This window comes from Streptomyces sp. NPDC057099, from assembly GCF_042671245.1.
Classification (GTDB): domain Bacteria; phylum Actinomycetota; class Actinomycetes; order Streptomycetales; family Streptomycetaceae; genus Streptomyces; species Streptomyces purpurascens.
On sequence record NZ_JBHUTX010000008.1, the window covers coordinates 18,304 to 42,958 of the forward strand.

17 protein-coding genes and 1 pseudogene are annotated in these 24,655 nt (G+C 72.4%); 10 read left to right on the top strand and 8 right to left on the bottom strand.

Going from position 1 to position 24,655, the window contains the following annotated elements; all coding sequences use genetic code 11:
• Positions 1-92 precede the first annotated feature (92 nt).
• A complete protein-coding gene (locus ACFT4A_RS13560; RefSeq protein WP_382829173.1) occupies positions 93-2,036 on the top strand; it encodes a glycosyltransferase family 2 protein in 1,944 nt (647 codons plus the stop codon).
• Between the two features lie 4 nt (positions 2,037-2,040).
• Positions 2,041-2,649 carry a dTDP-4-dehydrorhamnose 3,5-epimerase gene (gene rfbC, locus ACFT4A_RS13565; protein ID WP_215116787.1) on the top strand — a complete coding sequence of 203 codons (609 nt, stop codon included), beginning with the start codon at positions 2,041-2,043 and terminating at the stop codon, positions 2,647-2,649.
• Positions 2,650-2,727: 78 nt separating this feature from the next.
• Here the strand turns inward: rfbC and ACFT4A_RS13570 are convergent, their stop codons facing one another.
• The 6 genes from ACFT4A_RS13570 to ACFT4A_RS13595 all read right to left on the bottom strand — a co-directional run bounded on the left by ACFT4A_RS13570 (position 2,728) and on the right by ACFT4A_RS13595 (position 9,269).
• The gene (locus ACFT4A_RS13570; protein ID WP_382829174.1) at positions 2,728-3,531 is read right to left on the bottom strand and encodes a class I SAM-dependent methyltransferase; all 804 of its coding nucleotides are present in this window, start codon (positions 3,529-3,531) and stop codon (positions 2,728-2,730) included.
• A complete protein-coding gene (gene rfbD, locus ACFT4A_RS13575; protein WP_382829177.1) occupies positions 3,528-4,406 on the bottom strand; it encodes a dTDP-4-dehydrorhamnose reductase in 879 nt (292 codons plus the stop codon). The genes ACFT4A_RS13570 and rfbD overlap by 4 nt, the downstream gene beginning before the upstream one ends.
• Entirely contained in the window at positions 4,403-5,383 is a 981-nt protein-coding gene (gene rfbB / locus ACFT4A_RS13580) for a dTDP-glucose 4,6-dehydratase (protein ID WP_382829179.1), read from the bottom strand. Before rfbB ends, rfbD begins: the two co-directional genes overlap by 4 nt.
• The gene (locus ACFT4A_RS13585; RefSeq protein WP_382829182.1) at positions 5,380-6,447 is read right to left on the bottom strand and encodes a glucose-1-phosphate thymidylyltransferase; all 1,068 of its coding nucleotides are present in this window, start codon (positions 6,445-6,447) and stop codon (positions 5,380-5,382) included. The genes rfbB and ACFT4A_RS13585 overlap by 4 nt, the downstream gene beginning before the upstream one ends.
• 104 nt (positions 6,448-6,551) lie before the next feature.
• Positions 6,552-6,725, bottom strand: a complete 174-nt coding sequence (locus ACFT4A_RS13590; protein WP_382829185.1) for a hypothetical protein — start codon at positions 6,723-6,725, stop codon at positions 6,552-6,554.
• An 84-nt stretch (positions 6,726-6,809) separates the two neighbouring features.
• Complete coding sequence (locus ACFT4A_RS13595) at positions 6,810-9,269, bottom strand: SpoIIE family protein phosphatase (protein ID WP_382829188.1); 2,460 nt, start codon at positions 9,267-9,269, stop codon at positions 6,810-6,812.
• Between the two features lie 186 nt (positions 9,270-9,455).
• Here ACFT4A_RS13595 and lanKC point away from each other — a divergent pair, with 186 nt between their 5' ends.
• The 4 genes from lanKC (at position 9,456) to ACFT4A_RS13615 (ending at position 16,025) form a co-directional block, all read left to right on the top strand.
• On the top strand, positions 9,456-12,062 hold the full coding sequence (gene lanKC, locus ACFT4A_RS13600; RefSeq protein WP_382829191.1) for a class III lanthionine synthetase LanKC: 2,607 nt from the start codon (positions 9,456-9,458) through the stop codon (positions 12,060-12,062).
• A gap of 84 nt (positions 12,063-12,146) precedes the next feature.
• A complete protein-coding gene (locus ACFT4A_RS13605; protein ID WP_010040504.1) occupies positions 12,147-12,263 on the top strand; it encodes a SapB/AmfS family lanthipeptide in 117 nt (38 codons plus the stop codon).
• Positions 12,264-12,348: 85 nt separating this feature from the next.
• Positions 12,349-14,106 (top strand): ABC transporter ATP-binding protein, encoded by a 1,758-nt coding sequence (locus ACFT4A_RS13610; RefSeq protein ID WP_382829194.1) that lies wholly within the window; start codon positions 12,349-12,351, stop codon positions 14,104-14,106.
• Complete coding sequence (locus tag ACFT4A_RS13615) at positions 14,103-16,025, top strand: ATP-binding cassette domain-containing protein (RefSeq protein WP_382829197.1); 1,923 nt, start codon at positions 14,103-14,105, stop codon at positions 16,023-16,025. The genes ACFT4A_RS13610 and ACFT4A_RS13615 overlap by 4 nt, the downstream gene beginning before the upstream one ends.
• Here ACFT4A_RS13615 and ACFT4A_RS13620 read toward each other — a convergent pair.
• Positions 15,948-16,529, bottom strand: a pseudogene (locus tag ACFT4A_RS13620) (LuxR C-terminal-related transcriptional regulator); the annotation flags it as partial. The gene ACFT4A_RS13615 and the pseudogene ACFT4A_RS13620 overlap by 78 nt on opposite strands.
• 263 nt (positions 16,530-16,792) lie before the next feature.
• Here ACFT4A_RS13620 and ACFT4A_RS13625 point away from each other — a divergent pair.
• On the top strand, positions 16,793-18,949 hold the full coding sequence (locus tag ACFT4A_RS13625) for a SpoIIE family protein phosphatase (RefSeq protein WP_382829723.1): 2,157 nt from the start codon (positions 16,793-16,795) through the stop codon (positions 18,947-18,949).
• A gap of 164 nt (positions 18,950-19,113) precedes the next feature.
• On the opposite strand, the gene ACFT4A_RS13630 is transcribed toward ACFT4A_RS13625, so the two are convergent.
• Positions 19,114-20,550, bottom strand: coding sequence for a S1 family peptidase (locus ACFT4A_RS13630; RefSeq protein WP_382829200.1), 1,437 nt, complete (start codon positions 20,548-20,550; stop codon positions 19,114-19,116).
• Between the two features lie 745 nt (positions 20,551-21,295).
• Between ACFT4A_RS13630 and ACFT4A_RS13635 the strand changes: the two genes are divergently transcribed.
• The 3 genes from ACFT4A_RS13635 (at position 21,296) to ACFT4A_RS13645 (ending at position 24,655) form a co-directional block, all read left to right on the top strand.
• Positions 21,296-21,511, top strand: coding sequence for a type A2 lantipeptide (locus tag ACFT4A_RS13635; RefSeq protein WP_189721965.1), 216 nt, complete (start codon positions 21,296-21,298; stop codon positions 21,509-21,511).
• Between the two features lie 115 nt (positions 21,512-21,626).
• On the top strand, positions 21,627-22,433 hold the full coding sequence (locus ACFT4A_RS13640) for an HlyD family efflux transporter periplasmic adaptor subunit (protein WP_382829202.1): 807 nt from the start codon (positions 21,627-21,629) through the stop codon (positions 22,431-22,433).
• A complete protein-coding gene (locus ACFT4A_RS13645; RefSeq protein ID WP_382829205.1) occupies positions 22,430-24,655 on the top strand; it encodes an NHLP family bacteriocin export ABC transporter peptidase/permease/ATPase subunit in 2,226 nt (741 codons plus the stop codon). Before ACFT4A_RS13640 ends, ACFT4A_RS13645 begins: the two co-directional genes overlap by 4 nt.

Consider the following 24,655-nt stretch of genomic DNA (forward strand, 5'->3'; position numbering starts at 1 on the left):
ATGAGGCAGCTTTGTCTGGCGGGTTAGCATCGGGCAACACGCAGTAAGACAGGACGTCTACGGCAAGCGACCCGAAGGGGCCCGGAAACCCGATGCCGGTCAAGGTCAGCGTCATCATCCCCGTCTACAACCCGGGGATCTACATCGAGGACTGCATCACCTCGCTGCAGAGGCAGTCCCTGCCTCCCGAAGAGTACGAGGTGATCTTCGTCGACGACGGTTCCACCGACGCCACCCCGGCCCGGCTCGACGCGCTCGCCGCCGAGGACCCCCGGATGAAGGTCATCCACCAGGAGAACTCCGGCTGGTCGGGCAAGCCGCGCAACGTCGGCATCGCCGCCTCCCGGGGCGAGTTCGTCATGTTCGTCGACAACGACGACTACCTGGGCGACGAGGCCCTGGAGCGGATGTACGACTACGGCGTGGCCAACGGCGCCGACGTCGTCGTGGGCAAGATGGCCGGCAAGGGCCGCGGCGTGCCGGTGGAGCTCTTCCGCCGCAACCACCCGCGCGCCACCGTCGAGAACGCCCCGCTCATCGACAGCCTCACCCCGCACAAGATGATCCGCCGTGCCTTCCTCGACCGCACCGGCCTGCGCTTCCCCGAGGGCAGACGGCGGCTGGAGGACCACGTCTTCATCGCCGAGGCGTATCTGCGCGCGGAGAACGTCTCCGTGGTCAGCGACTACGTCTGCTACTACCACATCCGGCGGGACGACAGCTCCAACGCCGGCTTCGAACGCTTCGACCCCGCCGGATACTTCAAGAACCTGCGCGAGGCCCTCGACGTCGTCGAGAAGTACACCGAGCCCGGCCCGGTGCGTGACAAGCTCTTCCGCCGCTGGCTGCGCGTGGAGATGGTCGAGCGGCTGCGGACCCGGCGGTTCCTCAATCTGCCGGGCGACTACCGCAGGGAGCTGTTCGGGGAGATCCACGAGGTCGTCGTCGAGCGGTTCGGCCCCGGTGTCGCGGAGGGGCTGCAGCCCACGCAGCAGGTCGTCGCCGCGCTGACCGCGGCCGACCGGTACGACGACGTCGTGTCCTTCGCGGAATGGGAGGCCGGCATCGCGCCCACGGCGGCCCCCGCGCACGTGGAGTGGCGGGACGGCTCCCTCAGCATCGGCTTCACGGCCGAGTACACCTCCGGCGGCGAGCCGATGACCTTCCCCGCCGACGCCGAGGCGGCCCCGCTGAACGACACGCCCAAGGACGTGACCGAGGGCGTGGAGTGGGTGGCCTCGGAGACCGCCGCGCGCTTCGGGCAGGCCACGGCCGATCTGCTGCTGCGGGAGCGCTCGAGCGCCGCGCAGTACTTCCAGCCGGTGGAGTTCACGCGCGAGACCGTGCCCGTCGGGGAGGGCGAGGAGGTCCGGCTGGTGTTGCGGGCGACCGCCACCGTCGACCCGGCCGAGCTGCCCGGTGACGGCGTCTGGGACGCGGTCGTGCGGGTCAAGCTGGGCGGCTGGACCAAGGAATGCCGGCTGGGCCCGGCCCCGCGGGCGACCCGGCCCACGCCGGACGTGGGACTCGTCGGCGACCGGACCGCTCTGCCGTACTGGACGGAGCCGCACGGCAACCTCTCCCTTCAGCTCGGGGCCCGGGGCAAGCGGCTCGGTCTGGGCAGCGTGCAGCCGATGGACGTCACCGTCTCCGGGGACCGTTTCCGTGCTCCGCTGCCGCTGCATGTCGGAGGCGACCGGGAGGTGCCGCTGAGGTTCGTCTCCCCCAGCCGGATCCTCGACGCGTCCGGCACGCTCTCCCCCGCCCCGGACGGGCGCGGGGCGGTGCTGGAGGCGGCGATGCCCGCCAAGGACCTCTCGCGTGACACCTGGCGGGTGGCCGTGTGTCTGGCCCCGGCCGCCGACCGGCCCCGCTTCACCGGGCTGCCGTTCGCGCTGCGCGCCGCCGACGGTCAGGTGCTGGTCGTGCCGGCGCCCGGGCCCGGTGCCGCCCTGCGGGTGGCACGGCGCGCGCGGCGGGTACTCGGTGCCGCGCGGCGGAAGGTGGTCACCCGTATCAGGATCGGAGGGCAGTGACAGCATGCGACCACTGGGGATAGAGGGCGCCTGGATTCTGGAGCCCAAGATCTTTCCGGACGACCGGGGCAGCTTCCACGAGTGGTACCGCGGCGAGGAGTTCCGCGAGGCCACGGGTCATGATCTGGCCCTGGCCCAGGCCAACTGCTCGGTCTCCCGGCGGGGCGTGCTGCGCGGTGTGCACTTCGCCGATGTGCCGCCCAGCCAGGCCAAGTACGTCACGTGTGTGCGCGGTGCCGTCCTGGACGTGGTGATCGACATCCGGGTGGGCTCCCCCACCTTCGGCCAGTGGGAGGCCGAACGACTCGACGACGACACCCGCCACGCGGTGTTCCTCGCCGAGGGGCTGGGCCACGCGTTCATGGCACTCACCGACGACGCCACGGTGGTCTACCTCTGCTCCACCGGCTACGCCCCGGAGCGTGAGCACGGCATCCACCCCCTCGACCCGGCCCTCGGCATCGCCTGGCCCGAGGGCATCACCCCGCTCCTCTCCCCCAAGGACGAACAGGCCCCGACCCTGGCCGAGGCGGAACGCCAGGGTCTGCTCCCGTCGTACGAGAGCTGCCGCGCGTACTACGAGGAGTTGCGAGCCGGCCGGGGAGACGGCTGACGCCTGCGGCACGCCGAAAGGCCGCCGCACGCCACAGGCCCGGGCGCACAGCGCCCGGGCCTGTTCCCACAGCAGGGGTCAGCGGCTGACGCCCACCTGCTCCAGGGACTTGCGCAGGGGCTCCCAGCCGATGCGGCGGGGCAGGCCGCGGTTGCGGGCCTGGACGAGGGGGCGCCAGAAGCCCGCTTCCAGGAGGGTCTCGGGGCGTACCGCGCCGGCCCGTTCGAGGATCGCCTCGGGGACCTTCTGCGGGTCGGGCACCTTGTACTCGGCCATGATCTCGTCGTACTTGTCGTGCAGGACCCGGTTGTTCGGGTCGGCGCCGAAGACGACGAGCTGGCCGGTGGGCGCGGTGTCCACCTGGACCGTGACCAGGTCGGGGCGGTAGCGCGCCAGCACCTCGGTGATCTTGTAGACGTCGCCGGTCCAGGCGTTGGTGTGCCGGTCCCGGGCCGCCTCGTCCACGCTGCGCGGCAGCATGTCGTCGAAGACGATCACGCTGGACCAGTCGGAGTGCTTCTCGACGTTCATGAAGTCGCGCAGGGCGTACTCGAAGATGTGCATGCCGTCGATGAACGACAGATCCAGCGTGGTGCGGCGCCAGTAGCCGATGGGGCTGCGGCCGCGGCGCAGATTGCGCAGCGGGTGACGGCCGCCCTTGAGGTGCTGGAGGGGGTTGTCACGGGCGAAGAAGTCGTCGCTGGTGGCCTTCACCAGGTGGACGTCGCACTTCAGCTCCGAGACCACCTTGAAGGCGGGGTCGATCGCGATGCTGGGGACGCGGGACAGGCGCAGGCTGCGACCGTCGTTGACGCCGATCTCCAGGTAATTGCGATTGGCGCTGACCTTGTGCAGTCCCCGGAGGAACTCATGGCGTTTCACGAAGTGGGACCTTCCTTGCGGATTCGGGGCAGTGCTTCGTGCAGGGCGGAGCGCCACTCGCGCGCCGGGGGCAGGCCGATCTCCTGCCACCGGCCGTGTGCGAGGGCGCTGTACGCCGGGCGGGGCGCGGGCCGGGGAAAGGCCGCGCTGCTGGTGGGGCGCACCCGGTCCGGGTCGGCGCCGAGCAGGGAGAACACCTCTCGGGCCAGTTCGTACCAGGTGGCCTCGCCGGCGTCGGTGGCGTGGAAGACGCCGTGCGCTTCGGGGCCGAGCCGGGGTCCGAGGTCGGCGATCCGCTCGGCGACGTCCGCGCTCCAGGTGGGCTGCCCACGCTGGTCGTCGACGACGTCGAGGGTGTCGCGGCGGGCTTCGAGACCGATCATGGTCCGCACGAAGTTGGCGCCGTGGACCCCGTAGAGCCAGGCCGTGCGCACGACCGCGCTCGCCCCGGGGAGTTCCTCCAGGACGGCCCGCTCGCCGGCCAGCTTGGTGCGGCCGTAGGCGGTGCGCGGGCCCGTCGGATGGTCCTCCGGGTAGGGGGCCGTGCGGGCGTCGCCGGAGAAGACGTAGTCCGTGGAGACGTGGATCAGCCGGGCGTCGTGCGCCGCGCAGGCGCGGGCCAGCAGGCGCGGCCCGTCGCCGTTGATCTCCAGGGCGCGGGCCTCGTCGGTCTCGGCGTCGTCGACGGCCGTGTACGCGGCGCAGTTCACGACGAGGTCGGGGCGGTGCTCCCGTACGGCCGTGCCGACGGCCTCGGGGCGCGTGATGTCCAGGGCGGAGCGGTCCAGGCCCACCACGTCCTCGCCGCGCCGGGTGAGTTCGTCGACGACGTCGTGGCCGAGCATTCCGCCCGCTCCGGTGATCAGCCACCTCATGCGCGCTCCTGGGCGACGCGCCGCTTCAGGGGCTCCCACCAGGCACGGTTGTCGCGGTACCAGGCGACGGTCTCGGCGAGGCCGGTGGTGAAGTCGTGGGCGGGGCGGTAGCCGAGTTCGTCGCGGGCCTTGGACCAGTCGACGGAGTAGCGCAGGTCGTGGCCCTTGCGGTCCTCGACGTACTCCACCCGGTCCCAGTCCGCGCCGCAGGACCGAAGGAGCAGGCCGGTGAGTTCCTTGTTGGTGAGTTCGGTACCGCCGCCGATGTTGTAGACCTCGCCGGGCCGGCCCTGGGTGCGGACGAGGTCGACGCCCTGGCAGTGGTCGTCGACGTGCAGCCAGTCACGGACGTTGCGGCCCTCGCCGTACAGGGGCACCGTCCCACCGTCGAGGAGGTTGGTGACGAACAGCGGGATGACCTTCTCGGGGAACTGGTGCGGGCCGTAGTTGTTGGAGCAGCGGGTGACGCGCACGTCCAGGCCGTGGGTGCGGTGGTAGGCGAGGGCGAGCAGGTCGGAGGAGGCCTTGGAGGCCGAGTACGGCGAGTTCGGCTGCAGCGGGTGGTCCTCCGGCCAGGAGCCGGACTCGATGGAGCCGTAGACCTCGTCGGTGGAGACGTGCACGAACGGGCCCACCTCGTAGCGCAGGGCTGCGTCGAGCAGGGTCTGGGTGCCGAGCACGTTGGTGCGGACGAAGTCGGCGGCGCCGGTGATGGAGCGGTCCACATGCGACTCGGCGGCGAAGTGCACGACCTGGTCGGCGCCGGCCATCAGCTTGTCGACGAGTTCGGCGTCGCAGATGTCGCCCTGGACGAACTCCAGCCGGGGGTGGGTCAGTTCGAGGTTGTCGAGGGTGCCGGCGTAGGTGAGCTTGTCCAGCACGGTGATGCGCGGCGCGTCGGGCGCGTCCGAGGCGAGCAGCGCCCGGACGTAGCGGGAGCCGATGAACCCGGCGGCACCGGTGACGAGGAGGTTCATGAAGTGATCTGCACCTTGCTGTGGTCTCCGAGGACGAGTCGGTGGGCGCTGGGGACGCTGGGGGCCGGGGTCACCTCGACATGCCGGCCGATCAGCGAGGACTCGATCCGGCCGACGCCCTGGATCGAGGAGTCCCGCAGCACGATCGAGAATTCCAGTTCGCTGTCGGTGATCCGGCAGTTCTCCGCGATCGAGGTGAAGGGACCGACGTAGGAGTCGCTGACGAGGGTTCCCCTGCCGATGACGGCGGGCCCGACGATGCGGGAGTTGACGATCCGGGCGCCCTCTTCCACGACCACCCGCCCGATGGTCTGCGAGGCGTCGTCGACCGCGCCGTCGATGCGGCGCTCCATGGCTTCGAGGACCATGCGGTTCACCTCGAGCATGTCGGCGACGTTGCCGGTGTCCTTCCAGTAGCCCTTGATGACCGTGCTGCGCACGTCGGCGCGGGAGTCGATCAGGTGCTGGATGGCGTGGGTGATCTCCAGCTCGCCGCGCCAGGACGGTTCGATGGCGCGCACGGCCTCGTGGATCACGGGCGTGAACAGATAGACGCCGACCAGGGCGAGATCGCTCTTGGGCCGGTCGGGCTTCTCCTCCAGGCCGATCACCTGGCCGGACGGGTCGAGTTCGGCGACACCGAAGGCGCGTGGGTCGGCCACGCGGGTGAGCAGGATCTGGGCGTCGGGCCGGCTGTCGCGGAACTCCTCGACGAGGTCGGTGATGCCGCCGACGATGAAGTTGTCGCCGAGGTACATCACGAAATCGTCGTCGCCGAGGAAGTCCTGGGCGATCAGCACCGCGTGGGCCAGCCCGAGGGGCCGCTCCTGGGGGATGTAGGTGACCTTCAGGCCGAACTTCGACCCGTCGCCCACCGCTTCCTCGATCTCGGCGGCCGTGTCCCCGACGATCATTCCCACGTCGGTGATGCCGGCCTCGGCGATCGACTCCAACCCGTAGAAGAGCACAGCCTTGTTGGCCACTGGCACCAGTTGCTTGGCCGACGTGTGTGTGATCGGCCTCAGTCTTGTTCCTGCGCCGCCGGACAGCACGAGAGCCTTCATTCGGTTCACCTTAGTCGTGATCCGGCGGATGTGAACATCACTTCTTTTGGTTGCCGATGCGCGGAGTTACTCGGAGCGTCACCGCGTGGCCTTCCGGGGAGCGGTCAGTCCTCACCTCTGACGATGTTCCACTCCGACCCGGAGTTCGTGATTCCGGGAGTGGCCCGGTCCTCGACGGCGGGGAGGCAGGTCCGCAGCGCGGCCTTGCCGCGCAGACGGCGCGCCTTCGACCAGCCGGTCTCCGGCCGACGGACGGCGGGCTTCTCTCTCAGGACCATGGACGTCACAACTCATCATCTTCCTTCTGGGTCTGTTCCTGTTCGGGTAACCCGAGAGAAACCGAACAAACGCACGCAGAGTGTTCAGCGCCCCAGCGTCATCTCCGCCCACACCTGCTTGCCGCCGCTGACCGGCAGAGTTCCCCAGGTCGCCGAGAGTGCCTCGACGAGGAGGACGCCCCGGCCGCCGGTGGCCTCCCAGCCGATGCTGGTCGGTCTGACCGGGGAGCGCGGTGAGGCGTCGGCGACGGCGACGCGCAGGCGGTTGTTGATGAGGGTGAGATCCATGCGGACCTGGCCGTCGGTGTGGACGAGGGCGTTGGTGACGAGTTCGGAGACGACGAGGAGGGCGGCGTCGAAGTCCTCGGTGACGCCCCAGGAGCGCAGGGTGCGCCGGGCGAAGCGGCGGGCGTGCCCGACCGCCTGCGGCACACGCCACACCGTCCAGCTCTCCCGCAGCGGGCGCAGGTCCATGCCGTCGTAGCGCAGGAGGAGCACGGCGACGTCGTCGCTGCGCTGGGCGCTGCCGAGGAGGGCGTCGGCGACGAGCCCCAGATCGACGGGGGCGGACGCGGCCAGCTCGTCGGCGAGGCGGTCCATGCCCTCGTCGATGTCGGAGTCGGGCGTCTCGACGAGTCCGTCCGTGACCAGGGCGATCAGGGTGCCGGCGGGGAGCCGGAGCGGGCTCATGGGGAAGTCGGCCTGGGTGATCACCCCGAGGGGCGGTCCGCCCTCGGCCTCCGCGATCTCGGTCGTGCCGTCCGGGTAGCGCAGCACCGGCGGCAGGTGCCCTGCGCGCACGCACCAGGCGGAGCCCTCCTCCAGGTCGATGTCGACGTAGGCACAGGTGGCGAAGAGGTCGGTCTCCATGTCCATGAGCAGCCGGTTGGCGTGCGAGACCACCACGTCCGGCGTGTGCCCTTCGACGGCGTAGGCGCGCAGGGCGGTGCGCATCTGGCCCATGAGGGTGGCGGCGCCGGCGCTGTGGCCCTGGACGTCGCCGATGACGAGGGCGACGTGGTGGTCGGGCAGCGGGATGACGTCGTACCAGTCGCCGCCGAGCTCCAGCCCCGCCGTGCTGGGCAGATAGCGGGCGACGGCCTCGGCGCCCGGCAGCCGGGGCAGGCGGCGGGGCAGCAGCTGGCGCTGGAGCATCCCGACGAGTTCGTGTTCGGCGTCGAAGGCGCGGGCCCGCGTCAGGGCCTGTCCGGCGAGGCCGGCGCAGGCGGTGAGCAGGGCGCGTTCGTCGGAGCCGAAGTCGTGCGGTGTGTCCCAGCCGATCAGGCAGGCGCCGGCCATGCGGTTCCCGGCGGGCAGCGGCAGGACGGCGAGGCCGCCGGGGCCGACCTCGGACAGGCCGCGTTCCAGGGCGCTGCCGGCGGGCCAGATCCGGGCGCGGCCCTCGCGCAGGGCGGCGGCGAGGGTGGGCATGGCGCGTACGGGCGCGTCGGGCCATTCGGTGCGCCACTCCCGGCGCCACAGCTCGGGCCAGACCTCGGGTTCGGGCGGGTCGAGGACGGTGACGACGAGCCGCTCGCTCTCCAGCTCGGCGAGCGCGATGCGGTCGGCTCTGAGCGGCCGGCGCAGGGCGGCCACGACGGCCTCGCCTACGTCGCGGACGGTGACGGCGGTGGCCAGCGCGGCGGCCAGGCGCTGGACGCGGGCCACGTCCGTGACGTCGGAGCGCAGCGTGGAGGCGTCGTCGACGGTGCCCACGAGCCGTGCGGAGTGGCCCACGCCGCCGGGCAGGAGGCGCCCGCGCAGCCTGAGCCACTTGGGGGGTCCGGTGGGCTGGAGCACCCGGAACTCCAGCTCCCGGTCGCCGATGGACATGTGGTCGGCCTCCACCACGGACATCAGCGAGGGCAGGTCCTCCGGCACGGTCAGGCCGAGCAGGGTCTCGACCCGGCCGTCGAACTCCACGGGGTCCAGGCCGAACAGGTCCAGCAGGTCGTCGCCGGCCCGGACGCGGCCGGTGTCCATGGCGAGGCTGAACGCGCCGGGCGGCAGTTCACCCCCCTCGGCGGGCGCGGCCGGGGCGGGGAAGGCGACCGCCTCGGAGATGAGCTGGAGGCACTCGCGGTCGTCGGCGTCGAATCCGCCGGGGCGCTCGCACACGGCGAGGAGACAGCCGCCGCCGTCCCCGTGGACGGGCAGGGCGGTCAGGAAGAAGTCCCGGGACGGCACACGCCGGGCCTGGACGTGCTCGGCGAGTTCCGCGGGGCCCAGCGAGACGGGGCGTCCGCCGCGGTGGGCCTCGGCGACCGGGGACCGCCCGGTGCGCGGATAGCTGTCGCGCAGTCCGTACAGCGTCCTCGGCACCCCGGCCGACTCCACCAGGCGCAGCAGCTCGCCGTCCTGGCCGGGGGTGTACAGGGCGGCGAACGCGGCGCCGGCGAAGACGAGTGCCTGTTCGAGGACACGGTGCACTCGTTCTGGCGATTCCTGATCGACCGCGATCGCTTTGAGGGCACCTTCGACACGCAGCATTCGCGTTCTGCGTTCTCGGGGTTCCGGTGCGCCCTCACTGACCACGTTGGCCATTACAGCGCTTATGCGACACCTGCGCAGCCCCTGTGGGCGTTCCGTGGACCAGCAGCGACGCGTCCGCTCGAACGGAACCGAACAGGTCTTTACCTATGCGTTCCGCACGCCGTTCTCGTGACAGCCGTGACTGTCCCGGCCCGGCGCGTGGCTGGAAAGCTCGGTGCTGATCACGGAGGGGGACGCATGGACAAGCGGTACGAGGTGTACGCGCTGGCCGACCGGCACTTCTACGAGACACCGGACCGGCTGGCGCGAGGCGGGCAGGAGGCCTCGCAGGGGGCGGCCGCGCACCTCTACGAGACGGCCCGCCGGCCCGTGCCCGAGGGGTGGGAGACGGCGCGGATCGGCGACTGGCTGACGATGACGCCGCCCGGTCCGGACGGCGAACCGCTGCAGGGCCCCGCTCAGGGCTGGAAGATCCACGCCTCCGCGACCCGGGCGAACGCGGAGAAGATCGCCGGGATCGTCTGGGACTACTGCGTCGAGCGGCGCGTCCCCTTCAAGTTCGTGCCCGGCCCGCACCTGCTGCACCTGCGCAACACCAAGTACGCGCCCCGCGACGGCAGCGGCAAGTTCGTCACCGTCTATCCGGCCGACGAGGAGCAGCTGCACGAGGTGCTGCGCGAGCTGGGCGCGCTGCTGGAGGGCTTCGAGGGGCCGTACATCCTCACCGATCTGCGCTGGGGCGAGGGCCCGCTGTACGTCCGCTACGGCGCCTTCGCGCGCTCGTTCGTCGTGGACGAGCGGGGCTCGCTGGTGCCGGCGGTGCGCGACGGCGCGGGGACGCTGGTGCCGGACCGGCGGACACCGTCCTTCCAGGTGCCGGAGTGGGTGACGCTGCCGGCGTTCCTCAAGCCGCATCTCGACGCGCGGAACAACACGACGACGGGCGACCTGCCCTACCGCATCGAGAAGGCGCTGCACTTCTCCAACGGCGGCGGTGTCTACGTGGGCACCGACACCCGCGACGGTCGCAAGGTCGTCCTCAAGGAGGGCCGGCCGCACGCGGGACTCGCCTCGGACGGGGCCGACGCGGTCGCCCGGCTGGAGCGGGAGAAGCAGGCGCTGGAGCAGGTGGCGGGCACGGGCGTGGTCCCGGAGGTGCGCGACTGGTTCGAGCTCGGCGGCCACCGGTTCCTGGTGATGGACTTCCTGGAGGGCCGTCCGCTCAACTCGTTCTTCGCCGAGCGGCATCCGCTGCTGGCACAGGATCCCGACGCGGGGGCCGTCGCCGCCTACACGGCGTGGGCACTGCGCATCCACCGCGAGGTGGAGGAGGCCGTGGCGGCGGTGCACGCCCGCGGCATCGTCTTCAACGACCTGCACGTCTTCAACATCATGGTCGCGCCGGACGAGGAGTCGGTCTTCCTCCTCGACTTCGAGGCGGCGGCCCCGGCCGAGGAGAACGGCCGCCAGGTCGTCGCCCACCCGGGCTTCTTCGCGCCGCCGGACCGCCGGGGCGCCGATGTCGACCGCTACGCCCTGGCCTGTCTGCGTCTGGCCCTGTTCCTGCCCGTGACCACGCTGTTCGTGGTGGACCGCGGCAAGGCGGCGCATCTGGCCGAGGTGATCTCGCAGGAGTTCCCCGACGTGCCACGAGGGTTCCTCGACGAGGCGGTCGCGGAGATCACACGGGAGGTGTCCGGCCGTACGGTGGCCGCTCCCTCCGCACCGGTGGACCCCGGCGACTGGCCGTTCAGCCGCGACTCGATGGTCAAGGCGATCCTCGCCTCGGCCACCCCGGAGCGCGACGACCGGCTCTTCCCGGGCGATGTCGCCCAGTTCTCCGACGGCGGCGGGCTCGGGCTCGCCCACGGCGCCGCCGGGGTGCTGTACGCGCTGGACGCGGTCGGCGCCGAGCGGTACGAGGAGGGCGAGCGCTGGCTGCTCACCCGGACGGCACCGGCCCCGGTCGGCACACCGCTCGGCCTGTACGACGGGCTCGCGGGCGTCGCCCTGGTCCTGGACCGGCTCGGGCACCGGCAGCGGGCGCTGGACCTGGTCGAGGGCATCCTCGCCGAGCGGTGGCAGAACCTCTCCTCCGACCTGCACGGCGGACTGGCCGGACTGGGCCTCGTCCTGGGCCGGCTGGCCGAGACGACGGGCGAGACGGAGCTGCGCGAGCGGGCCGACGAGGCCGCGCGGATCCTCGTGCAGCGGCTCACCGAGCCGCCGCCGGCCACGCCCAAGCGGCGCGCCGGACTGCTGCGGGGCGCGAGCGGTCCCGCGCTGCTCATGCTGCGGCAGTACGAGTGGACCGGCAAGGCGGGATGGCTGGACGCCGCGGCCATCGCCCTGCGCCGGGACCTGGAGTCCTGCGTGACCCGCGAGGGCGGGTCGCTGGAGGTCGACGAGGGCTGGCGGACCCTGCCCTACCTCGGCGACGGCAGCGCGGGACTCGGCATGGTCCTCGACGACCTCGTGGCATACGCCCCGGACCTCACCGAGGAGTTCGCCGCGGCCCGCTCCGGTGTGCTCACCGCCGCCACCTCACGCTTCTACGCGCAGCCCGGGCTCTTCCAGGGCCGCGCCGGAATGATCCTGCACCTCAGCCGCACGACCTCGCCGGACGCGACCGCGGACCGGCTGGCCGGGCAGATCGCCGGACTCGGCTGGTTCGCGATGGCGTACCAGGGCCAACTGGCCTTCCCCGGCCACCAGATGATGCGGCTGTCCATGGATCTCGCCACCGGAACGGCAGGGTGCCTGCTGGCGCTCGGCGCGGCCCTCGACCCGGCGACCGACGCCCACCTGCCGTTCCTCCCGCCGCCGAACCGGCGGCCCCTATGACGCGGTTCCGCGATCCCGCGGAGTCGTGACACAACCCCGTCCCCACGGATGACCACGGACGGACACCCAACGGAAGGACACACCATGGCACTTCTCGACCTGCAGACGATCGAGTCCGAGGAGCGGACGGACGGCGGCGGCGCCAGCACGGTGAGCCTGCTCTCCTGCATCAGCGCCGCGAGCGTTCTGCTCTGTCTCTGACCGCGTCTGCGGTACGGCTCCGGGCGGTCCTCTCCCTTCGGGGAAAGGGCCGCCCGGGGCCCCTCCCGTCCCGCGAAAGGCCCCTATGACCCCGCGTGGTGACGACGACCCGGCGGCCGGAGCGGCCCGCGCGCTGCTGCGTACGGCCACCCGGCACAGCGGGGCCCGCTGTGTGGCCCTGTGCCTGGTGAGCATCGCCGCGACCGGTGCCGGACTGCTGCTGCCGGCCGCGCTCGGCCGGGCCCTCGATCTTCTGCTGGCGCAAGCTCCGGCGACCCGCTGGGTGCTCTGCTGCGCCGGCCTCGTCCTGCTGCTCGCCCTGCTCGACGCGGCGCAGACCGTCCTCACCGGCACCGTCGACGCCCGCACCACCGCGTGGCTGCGCCGCACTCTGACCGGACACGTCCTGGGTGTCGGCCCCCGGGCGGCCGACCGCTTCGGCTCCGGTGACCTCGTCGCCCGTCTGGTCGGCAACGCGGCCGAGGCGGGGACCACGCCCTCGTCCCGGGCGGCACTCCTGGCGGCGCTGGCCGGCCCGATCGGCGGCGTGGTCGCGCTCGGCCTGATCGACTGGTGGCTCGCGGCCGTCTTCCTCGCCGGAGCCCCCGTCCTCACCCTTCTGCTGCGCGCCGTCTCCCGTGACACCTCGGAGAGCGCGGCCCGGTATCAGCGGGCCCAGGGCCGGATCGCGGCCGCGCTGGCGGAGGCTGTCGAAGGCGTCCGTACGGTCCGGGCGGCGGGTACGGAGGACAAGGAGACCGCCCGCGTGCTGCGCCCGCTGCCCGATCTGTCCCGGGCCGGACACCGCATGTGGCAGGTGCAGGGGCGGGCCGCTGCGCAGGCGGTCGCCGTGGCGCCGCTGCTGCACCTCGGGGTCGTCGCCGTGGCCGGTGTGCTGCTCACCCGGGACCGGCTGTCGGTGGGGGACGTCCTCGCCGCCTCGCGGTACGCGGTGCTCGCGACGGGCGTCGGCGTCCTGGTCGGCCGGCTCGCGGGCCTGGCCCGGGCCCGGGCGGCGGCCCGGCGTCTCGGTGAGGTGCGGACCGAGCCCGCGACCGGGTTCGGCGTACACCGGCTGCCCGACGGACCCGGTCGGCTGGAGCTGCGCGGCGTGACGGCCCGGCGTGGCTCACGCGTCGTGCTCGACGGAGTGGACCTCGTCGTGCCGGGCGGCACGACGCTGGCCGTGGTCGGCCCGTCCGGTGCGGGCAAGTCGCTGCTGGCCGCGCTCGCCGGACGGCTGGCCGACCCGGACGAGGGCGAGGTGCTCCTCGACGGGGTGCCGCTGCGCGACCTGCCCCACGCCGACCTGCGCCGCGCCGTCGGCTACGCCTTCGCCCGCCCGGCTCTCCTCGGCGGCACGGTCGAGCAGGCGATCGGCCTCGGCCTGCCGGACCCCTCCCCCGCCCACGTCCGTGAGGCGGCCCGCACGGCCCTCGCCGACGACTTCGTCCGCCGCCTCCCCGACGGATACGACACGGCCGTCGCCGACGCCCCGCGCTCCGGCGGCGAGTCCCAACGGCTCGGCCTCGCCAGGGCGTTCGCCCACGGCGGCCGGCTGCTGATCCTCGACGACGCCCTCTCCAGCCTCGACACGGTGACGGAGCGCCACATCACCGACGCCCTCCTCGGCGACGGCCCGGGCGGTACCCGGCTGCTGGTCGCCCACCGCAGCGCGACGGCGGCGTCCGCCGACGCGGTGGCCTGGCTGGACGACGGGCGGGTGCGGGCGGTGGGGCGGCACGAGGAGCTGTGGCGGCTCGCGGCGTACCGGGCGGCGTTCGGGGAGGGGACGGAACCGGCGAGTGCGGGGGCGAGCGCCGAGGGGGGTGTGCCGGCATGACGGGCCGGATCCGTACGCGCATGGTGTCCCGGGACGGCGGATCGCCCGGCGGAACCGGCCTCCCCGCCCGGGGCCTGCGCTTCCTGCTGGCCCGCCGCCGGGTGCTGTTCCGCCTGGTCGCCTGGTCCGTGCTCGAGACCGGGCAGACCTTCCTCATCGGCTACGGTCCCGCCCGCGCCCTGGACGAGGGGTTCCTGCGCGGACGGGCGGATGTCGGGCTGATCTGGCTGGCGGTGACCGGGCTCGGTGTGCTCGTCGGCGCCTGGGGGACCGCGCGGGTGTACGCCGCCGTCGCCGCCCTGGTCGAACCGCTCCGGGACCGGCTCGTGGAGCGGGTCGTCTCCCGCGGGGTGCGGACCGGTGACCCGGGCTCGTTGTCGGGGCTCACGCAGCAGGTGGAGATCGCCCGGGACACCTTCGCCGGACTGGTGATGGTCTCCCGCTCCTTCGTGTTCACCGCCGCCGGTGCCCTGGCCGGTCTGTTCGCCCTCGCCCCGCCGCTGCTGCTCGTCGTCGGGCCGCCCCTCGTCGCCGGAGTGGCACTGTTCGCGGCGACACTGCGCCCGCTCGCCCGGCGGCAGGAGAGGTTCCTCGTCGCCGACGAGGCGCTGGCCGGTGAGCTGGGCGCCGTCTGCCCGGGCCTGCGGGACATCACCGCGACCGGCGCGGAGGCGCACATCGCCGCCGGCACCGGCGAACGGGTCGAGGCGGAGCTGCGGGCGGCGCGCGCCCTGGCCCACTGGGGCGTGCTGCGCGTGGCGTCCCTGGCGATCGGCGGCCAGCTGCCGATCGTGCTGCTGCTCGCCGCCGCCCCGTGGCTCCTGGCCCAGGGCGTCACCACGGGCGCCCTGGTCGGTGCCCTCGCCTACGTCACCCAGTCCCTGCTGCCCGCCCTGCGCAACCTGGTGCACGGCCTGGGCACGAGCGGCTCCCGGCTGACGGTGGTGCTGCGCAGGCTGGCCCGGGCGGACAGCGACGGGCCCACGGGGAAGCCGGGCCCCGAACTCCCCGCGCCGGAGAAGGCCGAGGGCACGCCCCCTGCCTTCTCCCTCACCTCCGCCACCTTCGCCTACGGCCCCGCCAGTGCCCCCGTGGTCCAGGATCTCGACCTCACGATCGCGGCCGGCGCGCACCTGGCCGTCGTCGGCCCCAGCGGCACCGGCAAGTCCACCCTCACCGCCCTGGTCGCCGGGCTCCTCACACCGGACCAGGGGACGATCACGGTGGGCGGACACCCCGTGCCCGGACCTGAGGCGGCCGCCGCGCGCGTGCTGATCCCGCAGGAGGCGTACGTCTTCGACGCCACCCTGGCCGAGAACCTCGCGTATCTGCGGCCGGACCCGGTGCCCGAGGGGGAACTGCTGGCCGCGGCGGAGGCGGTCGGCCTCGCCCCGCTGGCCGGCCGGCTCGGCGGACTCGGCGCCCGGGTCGACCCGGCGGCCCTGTCGGCAGGCGAACGCCAGCTGATCGCACTGACCAGGGCCTATCTGTCGTACGCGCCGCTCGCCCTGCTCGACGAGGCGACCTGTCACCTGGATCCGGAGACGGAGGAGCGCGCGGAACGGGCCTTCGCCGCGCGGCGCGGTGGGACCCTGGTGGTCGTCGCCCACCGCATCAGCTCGGCCCGCCGTGCCGGCCGGGTGCTGGTCATGGACGGCAGGAGCACGGCGTACGGCGATCACGAGGAGCTGCTGCGGACCTCGGAGCTCTACCGGGACCTAGTCGGCAGCTGGGCGCCCGGCCCGTCCCGGGGGCGGTCAGAGCCAGCCCTGCCCCTGCGAGATGCGGATCGCGTCGATGCGGTTGCGGGCCCCGGTCTTGCGGGTGATGGCGGCCATGTAGTTGCGCACGGTCCCGTGGGACAGGTGCAGGCTTCCGGCTATCTCCGCGATGGAGGCTCCCTCGGCCGCGAGGGTTAGCACGCTCAGCTCCCTGCGGGTCAGCGGCATCTCGGCCGCCTGGAGGAAACCGAAGCCCAGCGAGTCGTTGATGAAACGTTCCCCCTCAGCAACACTGCGGATTCCGCGCAGCAGATTCTGCGGCGAGCTCTCCTTGTCGACGTAGCCGAGGGCCCCGGCCTCGACCGCCCTCTTCAGCAGTCCGGGCCTGTTCGCGGTGGCGAGCACGAGTAATCGCGGACGCACCCGGTCCGGACCCGGGCGGGTCAGCTCGCCCAGCGGAGGGATGCCGTAGGAGTCCGCGCACTCCAGGTCCGCCGCACAGACGTCCGGGCGCACGGACCGCATCAGGCCCGGGGCGCCGCGCCACGGCGTGTCGTACACCGCCAGATCGGGCTCTTCCCGCAGCCACTGAGCCAGTACCGATCTCACCAGACACTCGTCATGCACCAACAGCACCCGGATCACTGCCACCCCCTCGGTTTCGCCGTACGCCCCCCTCGTCGTGTTGAGCGTCCGCTCCATTGTTCGCGATGGTGACCCTGCGTGGGCGCGAAGATCCAGCCATCAAGGTGCGTGGGGGCGCACGCGCGGCGCCCGTACGCCCGGCCGCGCTTCGACTTCGGCGGCATGGGACACGGCGGTCGGGGTACGTGAGTTCCCTCGATGGAGCCGCAAGGCTGTAACCGACGGTAACCATAGGGCCGTCCCGGTGCCGCTCGTCGTGCGCGAAGGGCCGCCAGGGTGGAGATTTGTTCCTGAGCCCGGTCGCGCGGCCGTGCGAGGAGGTGGTCGGCGTGTCCGACGGGCAGTCGTCCGCACAGGCGCCGGCAGCCGCCAGGACGCCGGTCGGCCGGCCGCTGCTGTCCCTGGCGCTGGCCTCGATGATGGACGAGGTGCACGCCCACTCCGGCGCGGTGTACCTGATGGCGCCGGATCAGCCGGTGCTGGAGATGGCCGTGATGGCCGGGCTGCCCCGGGCGTTCGCGGCCCCCTGGGAGCGGGTGGGACTGAGCGCGCCCATCCCGGTCGCCGACGCGGCGCGCGAGCGGCGGCTGGTCTGGGTAGGCGGCGAGGAGGCGATGGCCCGCCACTATCCGCGCATCGCCGTGGTGCTGCCCTACCCGTTCGCCCTGGCCGCGGTGCCGGTGGCCACCGAGTCCACCGTCCACGGCGCGGTCTTCGTGACCTGGCCCGGCGCACACCCTCCGGAACTGTCCGACCATGAGCGCGAGCATCTGACCGCGGCCTGCGACCGGCTCGCGGTGCGGCTGGAGCGGGCGGCCGAGCTCAGCATCCCGCCGCACCCCGAGACCGACATGCTGGCCTCGCCCCTGGTGGGCGGGATCGCCGGCACGCTCGGCACGGTCGAGGCGGCCCGGATGGTGAGCCGGCTGCCGTACGGGCTGGTCTCGCTGGATCTGCACGGGCGGGTCGGCTTCGTCAACGCGGCGGCGGCCGAACTGCTGAACGTCCCGGTCAGCCGGCTGCTGGGCACCCAGCTGTGGGCGTCGGTGCCGTGGCTCAACGACCCGGTGTACGAGGACCGTTACCGGGCCGCGCTGCTGAGCCAGCACACCACCTCGTTCGTGGCGCTGCGCCCGCCCGGCGAGTGGCTGTCGTTCCGGCTGTATCCGAGCACGACGGGCCTCAGCGTCCGGATCACCAGGTCGCGGGCCGTGTCGGAGATGAACCGGGCCGCGCCCTCGCCCGACGGGACGCCGTCCCGGCTGGTCACCATCTCCCAGGTGCTGAATCTGGCCGGCGCGCTCACCGAGGCGGTCGGGGTGCAGGACGTGGTGCAACTGGTCGCGGACGAGATCGCCCCGACCGTGGGCAGCCAGGCCCTGGTCGTGCTGGGCTCGCAGGCGAACCGGCTGCGCGTGCTCGGACATCGCGGGTACCGGGACGCGCACACGGTGGAACAGTTCGACGGGATGCCGCTCACCGAGCCGATGCCCGGAACGAAGGTGCTGCGGACGGGTGTGCCCGCGTTCTTCGAGTCGCGGGAACAGCTGGAGCGCCTCTACCCGGCGCGACTCGCCACTCCCGACGGGTTCGCGGCCTGGGCCTATCTGCCGCTCATCGCGCAGGGACGGCCGGTGGGGACGTGCGTGCTCTCCTTCACCGAGCCGCACCCCTTCCCGACGGAGGAACGGGCGGTGCTGACCAGCCTGGCGGGGCTGATCGCCCAGGCGCTGGAACGGGCACTGCTCTACGACGCCAAGCACCGGCTCGCGCACGGCCTCCAGGAGGCGCTGCTGCCGCACTCGCTGCCGTCGCTGCCGGGGATCGAGGCGGCCGGCCGCTATGTGCCGGCCACTCAGGGCATGGACATCGGCGGCGACTTCTACGACCTGGTGCGCACGCAGGGGATGGCGGCGGCGGTGATCGGGGACGTGCAGGGCCACAACGTCACGGCGGCCGGGCTGATGGGGCAGGTCCGCACCGCGGTGCGCGCGTACACGGCCGTGGGCCAGGCGCCCGAGGAGGTCATGCGCAGCACCAACCGGCTGCTGCTCGACCTGGGGTCCGACCTGTTCGCCAGCTGCCTGTATCTGCGGCTCGACCCGGCGCGCGGCCGGGCCGTGATGTCCCGGGCGGGTCATCCGCCGCCGCTGCTGAGACGGCCGGACGGGCGGGTGCGCGTCCTGGACCTGGCCGGGGGCCCGCTGCTGGGCATCGACGCCTCGGCGGTGTACCCGACGACGGAGGTCGCCCTCGCCCCCGGCTCGCTGCTCGTCCTCTACACCGACGGGCTGGTCGAGTCCCCCGGCACGGACTTCGAGGAGGCCCTCGCGGACCTGGGCCGGCGCCTGGCCGACGCCGGGGACCAGCCCTTGGACGAGCTGGCCGACAGTCTCATTCATCAGGAGCGGCACCACCGGGACGGGGAGGAACGGCTCGACGACATCGCGCTGTTGCTGCTCAGGGCCGTCGGGTAGGTGTGCTGTCCGGGCACGGTACGCGGAGGGGCCGGTCCCCCCGCACGAGGACCGGCCCGGTGCACCGCCGTACGGTGCTCGAAAGTGCCGGTGGGCCGGCCCGGTCCCGCCAGGAAGGGGGCGGGACCGGGCGGCGTCGTCGGACCGGCTCCGACGTTCTCAGGTCAGCGGGACTCGGTCAGACCCGAGTTGTCCTCGACGCCCTGCCCGGCGTCCTGACCGGCTCCGGCTTCCTCACCGGCACCGGCTCCCGCTTCCTCGCCTCCGGCCTGCTCGCCGGCACCGGCACCGGCCTCTTCACCAGCACCGGCCTCCTCACCGGCGCCGGCCTCCTCACCGGCGCCGGCCTCCTCACCGGCACCCGCACCAGCGCCGGCTTCCTCGCCCGCACCGGCTTCCTCACCGGCACCGGCCTCTTCACCGGCGCCCGCACCGGCTTCCTCGCCCGCACCGGCCTCTTCACCGGCACCGGCACCCGCGCCGCCCGCGCCGAGGGTCGCGCCGACGGCCTCCAGGGCCGTGGTCACCGGCTGGAAGAACGTCTCGCCGCCGGCCGTGCAGTCGCCGCTGCCGCCTGAGGTCAGGCCGATCGCGAGACCGTCCTGGGTGAACAGCGAGCCGCCGCTGTCGCCGGGCTCGGCGCAGACGTCGGTCTGGATGAGGCCGGTGACGGTGCCCTCCGGGTAGTTCACCGTGGCGTCGAGGCCGAGGACCTGGCCGTCGTTGAGCCCGGTGGTGCTGCCCATCCGGAAGACCTCCTGGCCGACGGTCGCCTCCGCGGCCTCGGTGATCGGGACGGTCTGATCGCCGGTGTTGACCTCGCTGGGCGCCTCGGTCGCCGGGTCGTCGTACTTCACGAGCGCGAAGTCACCGTCTCCCGGGAAGGTCGACTGGTCGACGGTGGCGATCGGCTGACCGCCCTGCGCGTCCGACCACTCGTTGCCGCCGAGGGTGCAGTGACCGGCCGTCAGGAAGGCGGGCGAACCGTCGCCCGCGGTGACGTTGAAGCCGAGGGAGCAGCGCGAGCCGCCCGCGAAGATGGCGTCGCCGCCGGAGACGAACGGCTTGAAGGTGCCCTCGGACTTCGACAGGGTCGCCATGTCGGCGCCGAGGCTCTTGACCGTCGATTCCAGTCTGTCCCACTTGGCGCCGGTCACGGTGCTGTCGGCGGTGACCCGCAGCTTGTTCGTGCGCGGGTCGATCGACCACGAGGTGCCCGCGATGGTCGCGTCGGACTTCAGGGTCGACGCGCCGCTCTGCAGCTCCGACCAGCTGTTGTCGACCTCGCGGACCTTCGCGCCGGCCGCCTTCGCCTGCACGATCACGTTGTTGTTGTCGCCCGGTACGACGTTGACGACGAGCTGCTGGCTGTCGCCGTCGTAGTAGGAGCCGCCGAACGCCTCACCGAGGAGCCCGGAGAGCTGCGAGGCGAGATCCGAGGCGTCGCCCGCCTTCAGTGTCTTCGGCGCGGCGGCCGCGTCGTCGGACGAACCGTCCTGGGACGCGTTGGCGTTGGGGAGCAGGATCGCGGCCGCGCCGAGCGCCACCACGCCGCCCACCGCTATCGCGGCCTTGCGCTTCGGAATTCGCTTGTGACTCAAACTTCTCTCCTCCTGGGGGGACGGAGCCTTGCCGCCGTCCGGCAGCTTCTGGGGGGCGCCTGGATGGCTGTAGGTACGCAGGGGTCGCGTGGGGCGTTCAATCGCGTTTGCAAGTGATCCCTTCGCATCGCGGAATCAGCCAACTCCCGCTGCCCGCGCACCGACCGCTCGGTCTTCGACTGCCCTGGTCACAGCGAGGGGGCCGGGCGGAGGAGTCCGGTCGGTCCAGGACAGCGCCTGGCCGGATGACGGTCTCTTGATCGCGGCTCTCGTCCCGGCCCGCCGAACCGACACGATCCGTGTCCGACCGGGAACGATCTGTTGCGAACACCGAGTCGAATCCCGACTTCAGCGAATCTGCACATCGAATGCTCAACCCAGTCACCAAGCGGAGGGTTATCCACAAGCGGGAGGTGCCTGTCACGCCTTTGGGGCGGGAGTGCCGGATTCGCCGCCTCCGGATGCAAGGCGCCGGATGAGCCGATGCTGTGGCGCATGTGAAGAAGTCGCCACCGAGGCGTGCACACTCCTGCACCAATAGGTACCGCTGGGGCGCAAGTTCCCTGGTGAGACGCATGGTTGATTGGAAGCGCGGACCCGCAGCGTGCTTTGATCCATCGCATCGCGGGAGCCGCTCAGGGCACTCCGGAAACGGGTGCCCGGCGCTCGCGGTCGCGGCCGTCATCTGTCCCCAGAGGGGGCCGCTCCCCCCTTATGAGATATCCATATGAAGGGAAGTTCCATCATGAACTCCACCCCCCAGGTTGAGACCGTCGAGATCGCCGACGCGCAGCTGGACGCCATCTCCGGTGGCCTGTCCGTGAACGCCGTCAACACCGTCACCGACACGGTTGACAGCATCGCCCCGGTCTCCGGCGTGGTCGACACGGCCGTCGGCACCGTCGAGGGTGTCACCGGCCTGAACACGGCCCCGGTCACCGGCCTGGTCTCCGGCCTCTGATCGAGCCTTGTGCCGATGACTCCCGGAACCGCAGCCGGCGGTTCCGGGATCTTCGGGTGCCGTGACCCTTTCCGTCACGGCGATAAGAACCTCTTCTACGGGTGAGGGAAGTTCCTTGCAGTTCCGCCAACAGGCCCTCGCCAAGCTCCAGTCACCGGAGGAACTCGACCTCCCGGTGCGTTTCGCCCGCCCGCAGGGCTGGCTCGTGCTCTCGGTGACCGTGGTCGCGATGGCGGCCGCCTCGGTGTGGGCGGTGACCGGCTCGGTGGCCTCCACCGTCAGCGCACCCGCCATCCTCACGCACGGGCAGGGCAGTTACCTCCTCCAGAGCCCCGTCGCGGGCCAGGTCACCGCGGTGCTCGCGAAGCAGGGCGAGCAGGTGACCGCGAACTCCCCCGTGCTCAAGGTCCGTACGGCCAAGGGCGAGGTCGTCGTCCGCGCGCTCGACGCGGGCCGTGTCTCCGGGCTCGCCGCGACCGTCGGGCAGATCATCCAGACCGGCGCGAACGTGGCCGCCGTCGAGAAGGTCGCCCACACCAAGGACGCGTTGTACGCGACCGTCTACGTCCCCGCCGAGAACGCCGCCTCCATTCCTGACGACGCCTCCGTGGATCTGACCGTGCAGTCGGTGCCGACGCAGGAGTACGGCGTGCTGCGCGGCCATGTGAAGTCGGTGGACCGCGCGGCCCAGTCTCCGCAGCAGATCGCCGCGTTCCTCGGGGACAGCCAGCTCGGCGAGCAGTTCACCAAGAAGGGCAGGCCGGTGGCCGTGACGGTCCGGCTGGACAAGTCGTCCGCCACGAAGAGCGGATACGAGTGGTCGTCCGCGGACGGGCCGCCGTACAAGCTGACCTCGATGACGATGGCCTCGGGGTCGATCCGGCTCACCGACCAGCGTCCCGTCGACTGGCTGCTGCCATGAGCGCCACCGCACAGGAGCCCAGGAGCAGGCGCCGCGCGGCCCCGCCGAAGCGCAAGGTGCCCAAGGCCGCCGCGAAGACCGTCCGTACGCCCACCGTGCTCCAGATGGAGGCCGTCGAGTGCGGCGCCGCCTCCCTGGCGATGGTGCTCGGCCACTACGGCAAGCACGTCCCGCTGGAGGAACTGCGCATCGCCTGCGGCGTCTCCCGCGACGGCTCGCGCGCCAGCAACCTCCTCAAGGCGGCCCGCAGCTACGGCCTGACCGCCAAGGGCATGCAGATGGACCTGGCCGCCCTCGCCGAGGTGAAGTCGCCGGCCGTCCTGTTCTGGGAGTTCAACCACTACGTCGTCTACGACGGCATGGGCCGCCGCTTCGGGCGACGCGGCGTCTACATCAACGACCCCGGCAAGGGCCGACGTTTCGTCCCCATGGAGGACTTCGACGGCAGCTTCACCGGTGTCGTGCTGGTCATGGAGCCCGGCGAGGACTTCGCCCGGGGCGGCCGCAAGCCCGGCGTCCTGGGCGCGATGCCCGCCCGGCTGCGCGGCACCGCGGGCACGATGCCCGCAGCGGTGCTCTCCAGCCTGCTGCTGGTGGCGGTCGGCGCGGCGGTGCCCGCGCTCAGCCGCACCTACATCGACGAGTTCCTGATCGGCAACCAGACCTCGCTGCTCAGTGTGCTGTTCGCGTCGATGGGCGCCTGCGTGCTGCTCACCGTCGTGCTGACCTGGCTGCAGCAGGCCAACCTGCTGCACGGCCGCATCATCTCCTCCACCCTGTCCAGCGCCCGCTTCCTGCGGCATCTGCTGCGGCTGCCGGTGACGTTCTTCTCCCAGCGAAGCCCGGCCGACCTCGTACAGCGCCTGCAGTCCAACGACGCGGTCGCCGAGACCCTGTCCCGCGACCTCGCGGCGGCGGGCGTGGACGCGATCGTCGTCGTCCTGTACGCGGTGCTGCTGTACAGCTACGACCCGCAGCTGACGTTCGTCGGCATCGGCGTGGCGCTGCTGAACATCGTGGCCATGCGGGTGGTCGTACGGCTGCGCGCGACCCGCACGGCGAAGCTGCGCGCCGACACGGCCCGGCTCACCAACACCGCCTACACCGGTCTTCAGCTGATCGAGACGATGAAGGCGACCGGCGGCGAGGACGGCTACTTCCGCAAGTGGGCCGGGCAGCACGCCACCACGCTGGAGGAGCAGCAGCGGCTCGGTGTGCCGAGCGCCTGGCTGGGCGTGGTCGCGCCGACCCTGGCCACCCTCAACAGCGGGCTCATCCTCTGGATCGGCGGCATGCGGGCGGTCGAGGGCCATATCTCGGTCGGTCTGCTGGTCGCCTTCCAGGCCCTGGTCGCCCGGTTCACCGCCCCGCTGACCCGGCTCAACGGCGTCGCGGGCCGCATCCAGGACTTCGCGGCCGACGTGGCCCGGCTGAAGGACGTGGAGAACTTCAAGGCCGACCCGCTCTACGGCCGCCCCGACTCCGGCGAGTCGACGCGCCGTCTGCAGGGCCACGTCGAGCTGGAGAACATCACCTTCGGCTACAGCCCCCTCGACAAGCCCCTGCTCACGGGCTTCGACCTGACGGTCGGCCCGGGGCGGCAGGTCGCGCTGGTCGGCGGTTCCGGCAGCGGCAAGTCCACGGTGTCGAGGCTGATCTCCGGCCTGTACGCGCCGTGGGAGGGCGTGATCCGCATCGACGGACAGCGCATCGACGACATTCCGCGCGGGGCGCTGGCCGCCTCCGTCTCCTTCGTCGACCAGGACGTGTTCCTCTTCGAGGGCACCATCCGCGACAACGTGGCGCTGTGGGACCCGTCGATCCCGGACGACGCGGTGGAGGACGCGCTGCGGGACGCCGCCCTGTACGACGTGGTCACGCGCCGCCCCGGCGGCATCCACAGCAAGGTCGAGCAGGACGGCCGCAACTTCTCCGGCGGGCAGCGCCAGCGACTGGAGATCGCGCGGGCGCTGGTGCGCCGGCCGAGCATCCTGGTGCTCGACGAGGTGACGAGCGCGCTGGACGCGGAGACCGAGCTGGTCGTGATGGACAACCTGCGCCGGCGCGGCTGTGCCTGTGTGGTGATCGCGCACCGGCTCAGCACCGTGCGCGACAGCGACGAGATCGTCGTCCTCGAGCACGGCACGGTCGTGGAGCGGGGACGGCACGAGGAGCTGGTGGCGCGCGGCGGCGCGTACGCCACGCTGGTCAGGGAGCGGTGA